Annotated in this window: 14 protein-coding genes; 8 read left to right on the top strand and 6 right to left on the bottom strand. The window is 67.6% G+C overall.

From position 1 onward, the window contains the following. The 5 genes from sucB to RZ1_RS23385 all read left to right on the top strand — a co-directional run. Positions 1–1,032: 2-oxoglutarate dehydrogenase, E2 component, dihydrolipoamide succinyltransferase (gene sucB / locus RZ1_RS23405; RefSeq protein WP_072814914.1), on the top strand; the 1,032-nt coding region annotated here is incomplete at its 5' end. Positions 1,033–1,208: 176 nt separating this feature from the next. Then, positions 1,209–1,988, top strand: coding sequence for a lipoyl(octanoyl) transferase LipB (lipB, locus tag RZ1_RS23400; protein ID WP_072814904.1), 780 nt, complete (start codon positions 1,209–1,211; stop codon positions 1,986–1,988). A gap of 64 nt (positions 1,989–2,052) precedes the next feature. Beyond that, positions 2,053–3,063, top strand: a complete 1,011-nt coding sequence (gene lipA / locus RZ1_RS23395; RefSeq protein ID WP_072814903.1) for a lipoyl synthase — start codon at positions 2,053–2,055, stop codon at positions 3,061–3,063. A gap of 79 nt (positions 3,064–3,142) precedes the next feature. Beyond that, positions 3,143–3,883 carry a DUF4191 domain-containing protein gene (locus tag RZ1_RS23390; RefSeq protein ID WP_072814902.1) on the top strand — a complete coding sequence of 247 codons (741 nt, stop codon included), beginning with the start codon at positions 3,143–3,145 and terminating at the stop codon, positions 3,881–3,883. Between the two features lie 145 nt (positions 3,884–4,028). Continuing rightward, complete coding sequence (locus RZ1_RS23385) at positions 4,029–4,589, top strand: DUF222 domain-containing protein (protein ID WP_072814901.1); 561 nt, start codon at positions 4,029–4,031, stop codon at positions 4,587–4,589. A gap of 169 nt (positions 4,590–4,758) precedes the next feature. On the opposite strand, the gene RZ1_RS23380 is transcribed toward RZ1_RS23385, so the two are convergent. Then, positions 4,759–5,235: an RDD family protein gene (locus tag RZ1_RS23380; RefSeq protein WP_072814900.1), complete on the bottom strand. Its 477-nt coding sequence runs from the start codon at positions 5,233–5,235 to the stop codon at positions 4,759–4,761. 211 nt (positions 5,236–5,446) lie between these two features. On the opposite strand from RZ1_RS23380, the gene glnA reads away from it, so the two are divergent. Together glnA and RZ1_RS23370 are read left to right on the top strand one after the other, a co-directional pair. Continuing rightward, positions 5,447–6,883, top strand: coding sequence for a type I glutamate--ammonia ligase (glnA, locus tag RZ1_RS23375; protein WP_072814899.1), 1,437 nt, complete (start codon positions 5,447–5,449; stop codon positions 6,881–6,883). Between the two features lie 135 nt (positions 6,884–7,018). Continuing rightward, positions 7,019–7,480, top strand: a complete 462-nt coding sequence (locus RZ1_RS23370) for an SRPBCC family protein (protein WP_072814898.1) — start codon at positions 7,019–7,021, stop codon at positions 7,478–7,480. A gap of 89 nt (positions 7,481–7,569) precedes the next feature. On the opposite strand, the gene RZ1_RS23365 is transcribed toward RZ1_RS23370, so the two are convergent. Further along, positions 7,570–9,129, bottom strand: a complete 1,560-nt coding sequence (locus tag RZ1_RS23365; protein WP_072814897.1) for an amino acid permease — start codon at positions 9,127–9,129, stop codon at positions 7,570–7,572. Positions 9,130–9,347: 218 nt separating this feature from the next. On the opposite strand from RZ1_RS23365, the gene RZ1_RS23360 reads away from it, so the two are divergent. After that, the gene (locus RZ1_RS23360) at positions 9,348–9,857 is read left to right on the top strand and encodes an Lrp/AsnC family transcriptional regulator (RefSeq protein ID WP_072814896.1); all 510 of its coding nucleotides are present in this window, start codon (positions 9,348–9,350) and stop codon (positions 9,855–9,857) included. 75 nt (positions 9,858–9,932) lie between these two features. On the opposite strand, the gene RZ1_RS23355 is transcribed toward RZ1_RS23360, so the two are convergent. The 4 genes from RZ1_RS23355 to RZ1_RS23340 form a co-directional block, all read right to left on the bottom strand. Next, positions 9,933–11,039, bottom strand: coding sequence for a Glu/Leu/Phe/Val family dehydrogenase (locus RZ1_RS23355; protein WP_072814895.1), 1,107 nt, complete (start codon positions 11,037–11,039; stop codon positions 9,933–9,935). Continuing rightward, positions 11,036–14,548: an indolepyruvate ferredoxin oxidoreductase family protein gene (locus RZ1_RS23350; protein WP_083583865.1), complete on the bottom strand. Its 3,513-nt coding sequence runs from the start codon at positions 14,546–14,548 to the stop codon at positions 11,036–11,038. Before RZ1_RS23350 ends, RZ1_RS23355 begins: the two co-directional genes overlap by 4 nt. A 190-nt stretch (positions 14,549–14,738) precedes the next feature. Beyond that, positions 14,739–15,188, bottom strand: coding sequence for a MarR family winged helix-turn-helix transcriptional regulator (locus RZ1_RS23345; RefSeq protein ID WP_072814894.1), 450 nt, complete (start codon positions 15,186–15,188; stop codon positions 14,739–14,741). Beyond that, positions 15,185–15,814: a DJ-1/PfpI family protein gene (locus RZ1_RS23340; RefSeq protein ID WP_072814893.1), complete on the bottom strand. Its 630-nt coding sequence runs from the start codon at positions 15,812–15,814 to the stop codon at positions 15,185–15,187. Before RZ1_RS23340 ends, RZ1_RS23345 begins: the two co-directional genes overlap by 4 nt. Positions 15,815–15,852 lie beyond the last annotated feature (38 nt).

The following is a 15,852-nucleotide window of genomic DNA, read 5'->3' as shown; positions in this document are numbered from 1 at the left end:
GCCCCGGCTCCCGCCGCACCGGCTCCCGCGCCGGCCGCGCCGAAGCCCGCTGCGGCTCCCGCGGCTCCGGCCGCGACCGCCCCGTCGGGTGACGGGAACCCGTACGTGACCCCGCTGGTCCGCAAGCTCGCCGCCGAGAACGGCGTCGACCTCTCGACCGTCAAGGGCACCGGCGTCGGCGGACGTATCCGCAAGCAGGACGTGCTCGCCGCGGCCGAGGCTTCGAAGGCTCCCGCCGCTGCCGCCCCGGCGGCCGCCGCACCGACGGCTCCGGCCAACGCTCCCGGTGTGCGTCCCGAGCTCGCGCAGCTGCGCGGCACCACGCAGCGCGTCAACCGGATTCGCCAGATCACCGCTGTCAAGACCCGCGAGTCGCTGCAGAGCACCGCTCAGCTCACGCAGACCTTCGAGGTCGACGTCACCAAGATCTCGCAGCTGCGGGCGCAGGCGAAGAAGTCGTTCGCCGAGCGTGAGGGCGTGAACCTCACCTACCTGCCGTTCTTCGCGAAGGCAGTGGTCGAGGCGTTGCGGGTGCACCCGAACATCAACGCGTCGTACGACGAAGGCAACAAGGAGATCACCTACCACGCTGCCGAGCACCTCGGCATCGCGGTGGACACCGAGCAGGGCCTGCTCTCCCCGGTGATCCACAACGCCGGTGATCTGTCGCTCGGTGGCCTCGCGCGGGCGATCGTCGACATCGCGGACCGAGCCCGCAACGGAGGGCTCAAGCCCGACGAGCTGGCCGGTGGCACGTTCACGATCACCAACATCGGCAGCCAGGGCGCGTTGTTCGACACCCCGATCCTGGTACCGCCGCAGGCCGCGATGCTCGGCACCGGCGCGATCGTCAAGCGTCCTGTCGTCGTCAAGGACGAGTCGGGCAACGAGTCGATCGGCGTGCGGTCGATGTGCTACCTGCCGCTGACCTACGATCACCGGCTCATCGACGGTGCCGACGCCGGTCGCTTCCTCACCACGGTCAAGCACCGTCTCGAGGAAGGCGCGTTCGAGGCCGATCTCGGCCTGTGATCCGGTGACCCGTCCCAGCGGGTGATCGACGGCCTCACGAAGCGGGGGCGATGCTGCACGGCGTCGCCCCCGCTTCGCGTGCATTCCGGGAGCGGATCACCGCGTCCGGTAGGTCGTTCCCTCTGCGAAGCGCCGGCTCTTCTGGCCGCTCCCCGGACGGCGTAGGGTCGACAGACATGAGCAGCGCCACGGCTTCCGCCCGACTCGATTCGACTCCCGTCGTCGTCGCCCGCCTCGGGTTGATCGGCTATCTCGAAGCGTGGGAACGTCAGCGTGAACTCGCCGCCGAGCGCGCCGACGGTATCGGCGCCGACACGCTTCTGCTGCTCGAACATCCCCCCGTCTACACCGCGGGGCGGCGCACCGAGGACAGCGACCGACCGACCGACGGTACCCCGGTGATCGACGTCGACCGCGGCGGCAAGATCACCTGGCACGGGCCGGGCCAGCTCGTCGGATATCCGATCGTGCGACTCGCTGAGCCGATCGACGTCGTGAACTATGTACGACGCATCGAGCAGGCCCTGATCACGGTGTGCACCGACATGGGATTGCGGTGCGGCCGTGTCGAAGGTCGTTCCGGGGTGTGGCTGCCCGCAGAACTGCGCGACGGCCGGTGGCTGCCCGAGCGCAAGATCGCCGCGATCGGGATCCGGGTGCAGCGGGGCGTCGCGATGCACGGATTCGCCCTCAACTGCGATTCGGCGCTCGACGCGTTCGACTCGATCGTTCCGTGTGGCATCCGCGACGCCGGTGTCGCGTCGTTGACCGGCGAACTGGGGCGCGACGTCACCGTCGACGAGGTGACCGATGCGGTGATGACCGCGGTCGTCGACGCACTCGACGGGAAGCTTCCCGTCACCGAACACGACATCGAACGGGTCACATTCGAGCAGGCTGTCGCCGCCTCCGAACCGTCGACGCAGGGCCCCGAATTCACCACCCTGCGCTTCTGACTGCACCGTCTCCGGCGCCTCCCCGGCCGGGCCCGACTTTACCCGCGGGCGTACGATCGTCTCCGTGACTGTGGCCCCAGAAGGACGCAAACTGCTGCGGATCGAGACCCGAAACGCGCAGACGCCGATCGAACGCAAACCGAACTGGATCAGGACCCGGGCGAAGATGGGTCCGGAATACACCGAGCTCAAGGGCCTGGTGCGCAGCGAAGGTCTCCACACGGTCTGTGAGGAAGCCGGCTGCCCCAACATCTACGAATGCTGGGAGGACCGCGAAGCGACGTTCCTCATCGGCGGCGAGCAGTGCACCCGGCGTTGCGACTTCTGCCAGATCGACACCGGCAAGCCCGCCGCGCTCGACCGTGACGAACCGCGCCGTGTCGCCGAGTCCGTTCAGGCCATGGGCCTGCGCTACTCGACCATCACCGGTGTGGCTCGCGACGACCTGCCCGACGGCGGCGCCTGGCTCTACGCGGAAACCGTCCGGAAAATCCACGAGCTGAACCCGGGTACCGGCGTCGAGAATCTCGTCCCCGACTTCAACGGCCGGCCCGAACTCCTGCAGGAGGTGTTCGAGTCCCGTCCCGAGGTGCTCGCCCACAATCTCGAGACCGTCCCGCGGATCTTCAAGCGGATCCGACCGGCGTTCCGCTACCAGCGTTCTCTCGATGTGCTCACCGCCGCACGCGAGTTCGGCTTGGTCACCAAGTCCAATCTGATTCTCGGCATGGGAGAGACACCCGAGGAAGTGACCGAGGCGCTGCACGACCTGCACGACGCCGGCTGCGACATCGTGACCATCACCCAGTACCTGCGCCCGTCTCCACGTCACCATCCGGTGGAGCGCTGGGTCAAGCCGGAAGAGTTCGTGGCGCACTCGAAGACCGCGGAGGAGATCGGCTTCGCCGGGGTGATGGCCGGCCCGCTGGTGCGTTCCTCCTATCGTGCCGGGCGCCTCTATGCACAGGCCATGGCCCACCACGGCCGCGAGTTGCCCGCGGGCCAGGCACATCTGGCCGAGGAAGGCACCGCGTCGCAGGAGGCGAGCTCGGTGCTTGCCCGCTTCGGGCAGTGACCCTCGCCCGTTCCGGCAGTAACAGGGCCGGGACCCGTGGTGGCGAAGACGCCATGACGGGGAACGTATCCTGATAAGCATGGCGAACGGCAGCAAACCCACCAAGGAAGCGAAAGCCGCGGCGAAGGCCGCGCGCAAGCAGGCATCGAAGGAGCGGCGTACCCAGCTCTGGCAGGCCTTCCAGATCCAGCGCAAGGAAGACAAACTCCTGCTGCCGTGGATGATCGGTGTGCTCGTCGCGTCGGTCGTCGTGTTCTTCCTGATCGGCCTGATCTTCGGGCTGCAGTGGTTCTTCCTGCCGATCGGCATCATCATCGGTGCCCTGCTGGCGTTCATCCTGTTCGGCCGCCGCGTACAGAAGACCGTCTATGCGAGGGCCGACGGCCAGGCCGGTGCGGCGGCGTGGGCGCTCGACAACCTTCAGGGCGCGTGGCGCGTAACCCAGGCCGTCGCCGGCACCACCCAGCTCGACGCCGTGCACCGCGTGATCGGCCGCCCCGGCGTCATCCTGGTCGGCGAGGGCTCGCCCGGTCGAGTGAAGGGCCTCATCGCGCAGGAGAAGAAGCGCGTGTCGCGCCTGGTCGGCGACACCCCTATCTACGAGATCGTGGTCGGCAACGACGCGGGTCAGGTACCGCTGTCGCAGTTGCAGAAGCACTTGTCGAAGCTGCCCCGCAACATCGATGCCAAGCGCATGGACGCCATCGAGGGCCGGCTGGCGGCGCTGAGCACCAAGAAGTCCGGGCCCGCGTTGCCGAAGGGTCCGTTGCCGCAGGGCGCGAAGATGCGCAGCGTGCAGCGCACGATGCGCCGACGCTGACGAACTCCCGTCATTTTCGGAGATCGACGATTTTCGTCGGCGATCCTCGCTATCACTCCGGCCTGTCGAACGACGACATCGTCGAGGTCCTGCAACGACTGGAACCTCGCTGCGCGAGGCCGCGGCGGCCGGGCACCGGCTCATCGTGGAAACCACCGAACGGATGATCCCGGGCCGTCTCGGCTGCCGGTCGACGGGCGACTTCCTCATCGGCACCCCGCGGATCTCCGCCGCCGACGCCACCCGGCGCGTCGCGGGCGCGAAGAAGACCGGCACCTGGCATTCCCTCGACGGCGAGCGGGTCGACCCGGAACTCCCGGCGACCGCCGCCGCCCAACGCGCCGGGGCGATCGGATCCGATCATGAGGCCGCGGTCGCCCGCGTGATGCGCAAGGTTCCGTACGGGGCCGGGTTCGGCGAGAGCACCGTCGCCGAGAAGATCCTGGCCGACGCCGCCTGCTCGGTCACCCCCGAGGAGGTCACCAAACTCGGCGCGCATCTGCTCACCTACCTCCACCCGGACGGGGACCTCCCCGACGAGAAGGAACGCCGACGCCGACGCGGCCTGCGGATCGGCAAACACGGCACCGACCTCATGACCCCGATCTCCGGGCTCCTCAACCCCGACACACGGGCACTGCTCGAACCGATCCTGGCGAAACTCGCCCGGCCCGGCATGAACAACCCCGACGACCCCGACCGGTGACGTCGAATCCGGAAACTCTCGACCGGGACGCCCTCGCGAAGGCCACGGCCCGCGACACCCGCACCGCGGCGACGATGGCTGCGGGAACCCGACAGAGAGGCAGGGAGCCGGCAGCTTCCTTCACTGTCTGATCAGGGACGACATCGAGTCGGCCAGGGAGCCGAACCGGCTACCGGCTGCGAACGACGGCGGTCTGAGTGGCCCGGTCCTGCAGGCCACGGTTGTCGACGTCGGTGACCAGGCCGGGTGCGATGAACACGAGCAGCAACTGACGCGACAGTGCGCGAACGATCCCGACCCGCACGGGCGCATCGATCCGCACGACCTGCAGGCCGGCAATGTACTGACCGGGGGTGAACGAGAACAACGTCACACACGCCACGCCGACGACATACCAAACGATCAGGGTGTAGGCGGACAGGTTCGCGCTCTCGAGCGGGTCTTCGCCGACGAGCAGCGCCGCGACGCCCATCGCGGTGAACCAGTCGAGTACCAGGGCGAGCACGCGCTTGCCGGTGGTGGCGAGCGACCCGGGTCCGTGCTGCGGCAGCCCGAGCAGCTGCCCGGGATAGTCCTGCTCGCGCTGCTGGTCCTTCGGCAGTGCCGCCGAGGGACCGGAAAGCCAACTGCCCGTCATCCGTGCCATGCGTCCAGGATAGGCTGTGTGTCGCACTATTAGACGAGCCCTGTGCTCCGCCGGTGACTTCTACCACAAACTGCGTCCTCACCGCAGGACGACGCGAGGTGTAACACCGGCGAAACATGGGATTGATGGGCGGGCAACACCATGTCCATACCGTCTGCATCCGACGCAGGCGCCCATCACACTGGCGCGCACCGACTGAAGGAGCACAAGCGTGGCGTTCACCACGGCCGAAGAGGTCATCAAGTACATCGCGGACGAAAAGGTCGAATACGTCGATATCCGCTTCACCGACCTGCCCGGCATCGAGCAGCACTTCTCGATCCCCGCCAAGGCGTTCAACCAGGATGTCTTCGAGGACGGCCTGGCCTTCGACGGATCCTCCGTCCGTGGCTTCCAGTCCATCCACGAGTCGGACATGCTGCTCCTTCCCGACGTGACCACCGCGCGTATCGACCCCTTCCGCGCTGCCAAGACCCTGAACGTCAGCTTCTTCGTCCACGACCCCTTCACCCGTGAGTCCTACTCTCGTGACCCGCGCAACGTCGCCCGCAAGGCCGAGGAATACCTGATCAGCACCGGCATCGCCGACACCGCGTACTTCGGTGCCGAGGCCGAGTTCTACATCTTCGACTCGGTCTCCTACGACTCGAAGATGAACGGTGCGTTCTACGAGCTCGACTCGATCTCCGGTTCCTGGAACACCGGTGTCGAGTACAACGCTGACGGCACCCCGAACCGCGGCTACAAGGTGCGCCCGAAGGGCGGCTACTTCCCGGTTGCCCCGTACGACCACTACGTCGACCTGCGCGACGAGATCTCCACCAACCTGCAGAGCGCCGGCTTCGAGCTCGAGCGCGGCCACCACGAGGTGGGCACCGGCGGCCAGGCCGAGATCAACTACAAGTTCAACACGCTGCTCGCCGCGGCCGACGACCTGCAGTTGTTCAAGTACATCGTTAAGAACACCGCGTGGAAGGCAGGCAAGACCGCCACCTTCATGCCGAAGCCCCTGTTCGGCGACAACGGCTCGGGCATGCACGTGCACCAGTCGCTGTGGAAGGACGGCAAGCCGCTGTTCCACGACGAGGCCGGTTACGCGGGTCTGTCGGATCTCGCCCGCTGGTACATCGGCGGTATCCTGCATCACGCGCCGTCGCTGCTCGCGTTCACGAACCCGACGATCAACTCGTACCACCGCCTGGTTCCGGGCTACGAGGCGCCGATCAACCTGGTGTACAGCCAGCGCAACCGCTCCGCTGCGGTCCGCATCCCGATCACCGGCAACAACCCGAAGGCCAAGCGCCTCGAGTTCCGCGCGCCGGACTCCTCGGGCAACCCGTACCTGAACTTCGCCGCGCAGATGATGGCCGGCCTGGACGGCATCAAGAACAAGATCGAGCCGATGGCCCCGGTCGACAAGGACCTCTACGAGCTCCCGCCGGAGGAGGCCAAGAACATCCCGCAGGCTCCGACGTCGCTGACCGCCGTCATCGACCGTCTCGAAGCCGACCACGAGTACCTCACCGAGGGCGGCGTGTTCACCACCGACCTGATCGAGACCTGGATCTCGCTCAAGCGCGAGCAGGAGATCGCTCCGGTCAACCTGCGTCCGCACCCCTACGAGTTCCAGCTGTACTTCGACTGCTGAGTCTCCGCAGTAGTTTCGGAAACCGGTCCGCTTGCCCTGATTCGGGCAAGCGGACCGGTTTCCGTTTCGCACCCCGACACAGCGATCCCTCGCACGAGCGTGTTTACCCCCGAGTCTCCCGGGTACGCGACTGTCATGAGCACAATCACCGAAGCTGTAGATGTCGATGTTCCGGTCCGGGTCGCGTACGACCAGTGGACACAGTTCGAGACTTTCCCGCGGTTCATGCACGGTGTGAAAGAGGTCCGTCAGCTCGACGACACCCACACCCACTGGGTTCTCGACATCGCCGGCCGGAAGCGCGAGTTCGATGCCACCATCACGGAACAGCATCCGGACGAGCGCGTGGCGTGGCATTCCGACGCAGGTCCGGACCATTCCGGCGTGATCACCTTTCATCGTCTCGACGACACGCACACCCGAGTGACCGCTCAGATGGACATCGACCCGGAAGGATTCGTCGAAAGTGTCGCCGACAAGCTGGGCATCCTCACCCATCGTGTCAAGGACGACATGAAGGAGTTCAAGCACTTCATCGAGGAGCGCGGCACGGAGACCGGTGGGTGGCGCGGCGATGTCGACCGTCCGGCACCGTAACCCTGTTCCCTGACGCCCGCCGTTACAAGGCTCGTGCGCGTTTCCGGTAGCCACCGCTACCGGAAACGCGCACGAGGGCGGTTGTGGGTCTACACCGGTTCTGGTTGCGGGACCTCGCGCGGCACGGAATCCTGCGCGATCTTCTCGGTCCACTGCTGCTGTTCGGCACGCAACCGTTGCCCGAGAACCGACTTGCGGCGACCGTACGCGAAGTAGACCAGCACCCCGAGTGCCATCCAGGCGACGAACCGGATCCAGGTCTCGACGGACAGGTTGAGCATCAACCAGCCGCACGCGAGCACCGCGAGGATCGGCACCAGCGGTACGAGCGGGACACGGAAACCGCGGGGCAGGTCGGGTCGGATACGGCGCAACACCATGACACCGATGCACACGAGTACGAACGCGAACAGTGTGCCGATGTTGACCATCTCCTCGAGCACACCCATCGGGAACACGGCCGCGAGAACCGCGACGATGCCACCGACGACCAGGGTGATCCGTACCGGGACGCCCTTGTGGTTCGTGGTGGCGAGCTTCTTCGGCATGAGTCCGTCGCGGGACATCGCGAACAGCACCCGGGTCTGGCCCAGCATCATCACCATCACGACCGTGGTCAGTCCGGCGAGTCCGCCGATGTTGATGGCCATTTCGGCCCACGTGATGCCGTGTGCCTCGAACGCGGTGGCCAGGGTGGCGCTGCCGTCACCGACGAGCGGGCTGCCGGACCGCAGATCGGTGTACTTGACCATGCCGGTGAGCACGAGGGTGACGCCGACGTAGAGGACGGTGACGATGGCGAGCGACGCGAGGATGCCGCGCGGCAGCGCCTTCTGCGGGTTCTTCGTTTCCTCGGCGGTGGTGGCGACGACGTCGAATCCGATGAACGCGAAGAACACCAGGCTCGCGGCGGCGAGCAGGCCGTACCAGCCGTAGGTGCTGCCGCCGGCGCCGGTGAGCGCCGAGAACAGCGACTGGTGCACGCCGGTCGCGGTGGTCTGCGCTGCTTCGGCAGGCGGAATGTACGGGGAGTAGTTGCTCTTGTTGATGTAGAAGATGCCGACGACGATCACCAGCAGCACGACCGCGACCTTGATTGCGGTGACGACCGCAGACACCCGTGAGGACACCTTGGTGCCGACGGCCAGGACGACGGTGATGGCGCCGACGATGACCAATGCACCCCAGTCGAACGCGAGCGGCCCGAGGTGCATCGTGGTGTGATCACTGCCGCCGAGCATTCCGCCGAGATACATGGACCACCCCTTCGCGACCACGGCAGACGCCAGGGCGAATTCGAGGATCAGGTCCCAGCCGATGATCCAGGCGACGAACTCGCCGAACGTCGCGTACGAGAAGGTGTAGGCGCTGCCGGCGACGGGAACCGTCGAGGCGAACTCCGCATAGCAGAGAGCCGCCAGACCGCAGGTGATCGCGGCGAGGACGAATGCCAGCGAGATCGACGGTCCGGCAACGTTTCCGGCGGTGCGTGCGGTGAGGGTGAAGATTCCGGCGCCGACCACGACGGCGACACCGAATACGGTCAGATCCTTCGCGGTGAGTTCCCGCTTGAGCTTCGAACAAGGATCGTCGGTGTCCGCAATGGACTGCTCTACGGATTTGGTGCGCCAGATGCCGACTCCGGGCATGTTGTGCTCCTCGGTGTGGGTTGTGTTGCCCGCCGGACCTCATGGGTAGCCGGGGACGTGATGCTCACGGGCGGCGCATGATGGTGCGTCGATGAGGGATTCTGTGAGCATTTCAATGAAGCAATCATTGCACTGGCGAGATTGGTGTCAATATCTTCCGAAACAGCTATACACTATGATCAATCAGTGATGCGCATCACAGTCGAAAGGATGTCACCGTGCTCAGTCTCGATCGCCTCGACGCGGCCCTGCTCGCCGAACTCACCCAGAACCCGCGTGCCGGAATAGTCGACCTGTCGGCGAAACTCGGGGTCGCACGAAACACCGTCCAGTCACGCATCCGGAAGCTGGAGGACTCGGGAGCGGTGACGGGATACCGGCCGGTCGTCGATCTGCCGAAGCTGGGCCTACCCCTGCAGGCGTTCATCGGCGCCGAGTTGGTCCAGGCCCGGATGGGGCACGTGATCGCCGAACTCGAACGGTTCCCCGAGGTGCTCGAGGTGCACGCGACCACGGGCCGGGAAGACCTGCTGATCCGCATGGCCGCCCAGTCGCAGGAGAATCTCCTGCAGGTTCTCGAGCGCATCCACTCGATCGAAGGCGTCGCACACACCACCACGACACTGGCACTGACGACACCGGTGGCATACCGGACGCAGCCCCTGCTCGATCAGCTCACCCGCGGTGCCGGACACGGCCGTTCGACGCCGGTCGCGGACCTCCCCTGACGGACGCGGACCCAACGAGGCAGGGGAGCCGCCGTGGCGACTCCCCTGCCCTCCCCCTCTCGGACTACCCGGGCATCACGCCGCGTCGATGCGCTGCTCCGCAATCCGGTTCGCGGCGGGACCGAGACCGGTGCCCAGAACCCGTGACATCTCGAAGATCTCGGCGGTGCGCTCGAAGATCGCCTCGACGTCGGATCGCACGACCGCCGCGTCGAACCCGTCGACCTCCCCCGCGACCTGGATCAGGCCGCCGGCGTTGGCCACGTAGTCGGGTACCCACGTGATCCCCCGCTCCCCCAGCATGGTTTCGACCTCCGGGATCGTCAGCTGATTGTTGGCCGCACCGCACACCAGGCGCGCATCGAGAGATCCGGCGGTGACCGGGGAGAGCGTGCCGCCGAGCGCACACGGTGCGTACACGTCCAGCGACGCCTGGACGACACTGCCGGCGACCCGCACATCCGGGAAGTCCGAGACGACGCGTTCGACCGCGGCGGGATTCACGTCGGAGACCACCACCCGGGCACCGTCCGCTGCGAGCAGACCGACGAGCGAGTACCCGACCTTGCCGAGTCCCTCGACACCCACCACACGCCCTTCCAAATTCGTTGTTCCCCAAATATTTTCGACACCTGCTCGCATCGCCTGGAACACTCCGAGCGCGGTGAGCGGTGAACTGTCCCCGGACCCGCCGGCGGCGACGGTCCGGCCGACCGCATGGGCGGTGTGCCGGCCGACGACGTCGAGGTCGGAGGCGTAGGTACCCACGTCGGCGGCGGTGATGTAGCGCCCGCCGAGAGATTCGACGAACCGGCCGTACGCGGCGAGCAGCGCCTCGGTCTTGTGGACGGTCGGGTCGCCGATGATCACGGCCTTGCCGCCACCGAGATGGACCCCGGAGACCGCGGCCTTGTAGGTCATTCCCCGCGACAGCCGCAGTACATCGTCGAGCGCCTGCCGCTCGTTCGCGTACGGATAGAAGCGGGTTCCGCCGAGCGCGGGACCGAGCACGGTGGAGTGGATCGCGATGATCGCGCGGAGCCCGGTCGCGGCGTCCTCGCAGAACACGACCTGTTCGTGCGGGCGATCCGAGAGGTGACGGGATCGGCCGAAGACTCCGGCTGCGGTGTCCTCGACGGGGATGGTGTCCTCGACGGGACGGATGACGGTGGAGGTGCTCATGCGACGGATTCCTTTCGAGCGGTGGGGCGCTGGGAGGGTTCGGGGGTCTGTTCCGGCTGGGCGCCGATACCGAGTTCGGCGAGCTGTGTGCGGTAGCGGTCGATCGAGCGCAGCTTGACGTCCTCGTAGCCGCGGACCGTGTCGGCCAGTTCCGCGATGCGGACCGCGCGGTCGTAGGTGTCCTCGCTCAGGTCGGCGGCGAGACCGCGGACGGTGTCGGTGTAGTGCGCGAGCAGCTCGCGTTCGACCTTGCGCACGTGGGCGTAGCCGAAGGGATCGAGCCGGGTTCCGCGCAGCCACCTGCCCTTTGACAGAAGCCGCAGTGCCACATGAGTTCTGGGCCCGAATCCGACCTTCTTCGTGCGGCCGAGCGCCCGCAGGATCGGCGGGTGCAGACGGTAGGTCAGGGCCGCTCCGCCGGGCACCTGTGCGCTCACCTCGTCGAGGAAGGCAGGATCGACGAGCATCCGCGCGACCTCGTATTCGTCCTTGTACGCGGTGAACTTGAACAGGCCGCGGGCGACGGCCTCGGAGAACTCGGTGCGGTCGGTGACGCGACGCTCGGCGCCCCACACGGCCTGCACCCGGTCGATGTACCGGGCGGCCAGTCGGCGGCCCTGGTAGTCGATCAGCCCGGCGGCGCGGATCCGGACCAGACGCAAGACCTCACCATCGAAGGTGGTCCCAGCGAACAGGTCCTCCGGAACGGCGGTGGTCGCGCGCGGCGGCCGGGCGGGTTCGGTTGCGGCAGCGAACGTGTCGGGGTCGGCGACGGCGGCGCGTCCCCACCGGAACGCGGCGATGTTCGCCGCGACCGCGACACCGTTGAGCTCGATGGCTTCCTCGATGGCGGCGGCCGGAATCGGCAGGCCGCCGAGCTGGTGGGCGGCTCCGACGACGAGGAAGTTCGCGGCCGCGGTGTCGCCGAACAGTGCCTGTGCGGCGGCGAGGGCGTCGAACGCGGTGAGCCGGGCGGTGGCCGCCTCGAGGCGGGACAGCAGTTGCGCCTCGTCGGGGTGGCGGATCGACCGGTCGTACACCATGTCGCCGGTGGGGGTGCGGCTCGTCGACGCGGCCGCGACGGTGGTGGCCGCGTCGGCGTACGCGAGGTTCTTCGCGTCGGCCGCGGTGAGCAGGTCCAGAGCCAGCAGGCACGACGCACCACCGGTGGCGACGCGATTGCCGGGTTCGAGCGCGTCGGCGGCGAACCGCAGGTGCGAGACCACCGGCCCGGCCTTCTGGCTCATCCCGATCTGGTCGAGGGATTCGACCTCGAAGCCGGCGCGCATCGCCGCGGTCGCGAGGACCTGGTTGACGGTGACGATGCCGGTTCCACCGATGCCGGCGAGGAACACGTTGCGGGTGCCTGCCCCGGCGATCTCGATGTCGGGCACGGCGGGCGGCCGGGGTGCGGTGCGGCGCTTGCGCTTGCGGGCGGGGTCGATCTCGACGGTGACGAACGACGGGCAGTCGCCGTCGAGACACGAGTAGTCGGTGTTGCAGGAGGTCTGGTCGATGCGGGTCTTGGAACCGAACTCGGTGTCGACGGGCTGCACCGAGAGGCAGTTGCTCTTGACGCCGCAGTCGCCGCAACCTTCGCACACGGCCTCGTTGATCACGACACGGGTCGTGCGGGCGGGCAGCGTGCCACGCTTGCGCTGCCGTCGCGCATCGGCGGCGCAGTGCTGGTCGTAGATGAGCACGGTGACGCCGGGCACCTCGCGCAGCACGCGCTGCGCTTCGTCGAGGCGGTCCCGGTGCCAGACGGTGACGCCGCGCGCGAGGGTGCGCTTGCGGTGCCGTTTCGGTTCGTCGGAGCAGATGATGATCCGCCGGACGCCTTCGGTGGTGAGCTTGCGGGTGAGCGCGGGAATGGTCAGCGCGCCCTCGGCGTCCTGCGCGCCGGTCATGGCGACGACGTCGTTGTGGAGGAGCTTGAAGGTGATGTTCACGCCGGCCGCGACACACGCCTGCACGGCGAGCTGCCCGGAGTGGAAATACGTTCCGTCGCCGAGGTTCTGGAACATGTGGCCGATGTCGGTGAACGGGGCCTGGCCGATCCATTGGGTACCCTCGCCGCCCATCTGGGTCAGTCCGGTGACGGCGCTGTCGGCGCGACCGGACATCGTGACGAGCGCGTGGCAGCCGATGCCGCCGCCCCCGATCGATCCTTCCGGCAGCGCGGTGGAGCGGTTGTGCGGGCAGCCGCTGCAGAAGTAGGGGGTGCGGGTGGCCGAGAGCACCTCCAGCGGAAGCTGGGGCAGCGGTGCCGGCCCGAGGTCCACGTGTCCCTTCAGGACGCGGTGCAGCGGTCCGCGGATCCGGCCGGCGGTCAGTTCACCGTCGACTGGGACGAGGCGCCGGCCGTCGGCGTCCTTCTTGCCGACGATGACCGGCGGAGCGTCGGTTCCGTAGAGGATCTCGCGGATCTGGGTTTCGACGAACGCGGTCTTGTCCTCGACGACGAGGATCCGCTCGAGCCCGTCGGCGAACTCGCGGACGAGGTCGGGCCCGATCGGGTACGGCATGCCGATGCGCAGCAACCGGATGCCGGCCCGGTACAGGTCGGTGTCGGTGACGGACAGGTCGACCAGGGCTTGGCGCAGCGCGTCGAAGGTGGTGCCGGTCGCGACCAATCCGATCCGGGCTCGGGTGGGGTTGACCTCGACGACGTCGAGCGCGTTGACCTTGCCGTATGCCTGGACCATCGCCCAGCGCGGTCCGTACAGGTCGGCTTCGGCGATCACACTGTCGACCGGCGCGGCCATCGGGCGCTGCTGGTAGACGAAAGGTTTCCCTTCCCAGGCGATTTCGGGAACGGTGATCGAGGTGTCCGCGACCGATCCGTCGACGGACCAGGCGCCGTCGGCGACGTCGGCGACGATCTTGAGGGCGACGACGCACCCCGAGGCGCGTGAGAGCGCGACACCGTGCATGCCCATCGTGACGATCTCGGCGGCATTGCGCGGGAACAGCACCGGGATGCCGAGGGCAGCGAGTGACCGCTCACTGACGGCGGGCACGGTCGAGGACTTGGATGCGGGGTCGTCGCCGACCATCAGCAGCACACCGCCGGTGGGTGATACGCCGTACATGTTTGCGTGCCGCAGCGCGTCGGTGGCGCGGTCGAGGCCGGGACCCTTGCCGTACCAGACGCCGACGACCCCGTCGTGGGTCGGCGTGCCCGCACCGAGCTGCCCCTGGCTGCCCCACACGGACGTCGCGGCGAGTTCCTCGTTGAATCCCGGCGTGAAGGTGATGTCGTGTTCGGCGAGCACCTGCGGCATTCCGTGCAGCAGCTTGTCGAGGCCACCGATCGGGCTGCCCGGGTACCCGGAGACGAAAGTCGCCACGCGCCGGCCGTCGCGGATGTCGCGCACGTGCTGTTCGACGAGCTGCCGGACAATGGCCTGCACTCCGGTGAGCAGGACCTTCCCGGAGCCGGAGCGGTATCGGTCGTTCAGATCGTAGGGAAGGCTGTCGCTTTCGCGGACCGCAATCTCGGTCATCGCACACCACCGTTCCTTTGCGACATCCGTTGTGCAGTGTCGCGCGAGTCACATCAATTGGTGTAGCAATGATCGCTATATCTAATTCAATGCGTCAACAGCACCTCTAGCAACTAATCATTCTGAATAAGGGTGATGCGAGCCACACATCCAGGGTGGTCACGGTGCTCAGGAGGCAAGGGCAGGGGCACTACTCCGCAACCTGCACGTCGTCGAGCGCCACCGAAAGCCGTTCCAGGACTCGCACCGTCTCGGCGAAGTCCTCGACACCGAGCGCAGCCGCCAGCCGTGCGGCGAGTACGGCGTGCGCGGGCCCGATGCGCTCGATCGCCGCCCGGCCGGCCGCGGTGGGTGCGACCAGCTTGGCGCGGCGGTGCGCCGGATTCGGGGCGTACTCCGCGAGACCCTGCGCGACGAGCAGGTCCGCGATGCGCTGCACCGATTGCCGGGTGATGCCCATCGCGCGGGCGATCCCGGCGACCGGCAGCGGCTCACGCAGGACGGCACCCAGGACCTGCCATCGAGCGGCCGTCAGCCCGGCCGGGTTGGCGAGCTCTTCCGCGGCAGAAAGAAACTGTCCGTTGAGACGGAACACCGCGAGTGCGGCACGGCTGAGCAGATCCTGCTCGGCACGACTCACCGCTCGCCGCCCGCTGCTGCCCGTTCGGCCGCGTCGAGGATCGGGAAGGCCGAGGCATCGGAGTCGTGGAACAGCCGATACCACGCGTCGAGCACCTCCCCCTCGTACACCCCGAGCAGCGCGAAGATCTCGCGGGCGAACGCCACCGGCTCCGTACCCCCGGCGGTGACGAGGCCACCGTCGGCGACGGCGTCGGTCTCGACATAGCGACCCGCACCCGCATAGCCGGTGGCGTCGAGGTAGAAGGACACGTTGCTGGTGTGATTGCGGTCGTCGAGCAGTCCTTCGCGGGCGAGTCCGGCGGTGGCGCCGCAGATCGCGGCGACGGGCACGCCGGCATCGAGGAAATCGCGGGCGAGACGCGCGTACGGCACGAGTTCGTCACCGGTATCCCACAGGTCGGCGCCGGGAAGGACGAGCAGTGCGGCGTCGTCGACGGCAATTTCGTCGAGGCCCAGGTCAGGGGTGATGCGAAGGCCGCCCAGTGACGTCACGGGGTCGCGGCTCGGCCCGACCGCCCGGATCGGGTAACCGGCGCGGGCCAGATAGGCGGTGGCATGGCCGGTCTCCCAATCGGCGAGGGTGTCGTAGACGGCGAGATAGACGGTGTCACGCGTGGCATTCATGGCAGCCTCCGGATCGATCGGATCTCGTAATGTGAGCA

It is taken from the genome of Rhodococcus zopfii NBRC 100606 = JCM 9919 (genome assembly GCF_001895025.1).
In the GTDB taxonomy this organism is placed as follows: Bacteria; Actinomycetota; Actinomycetes; order Mycobacteriales; family Mycobacteriaceae; genus Rhodococcus; species Rhodococcus zopfii.
This window is presented reverse-complemented; position numbering and strand designations above follow the sequence as displayed.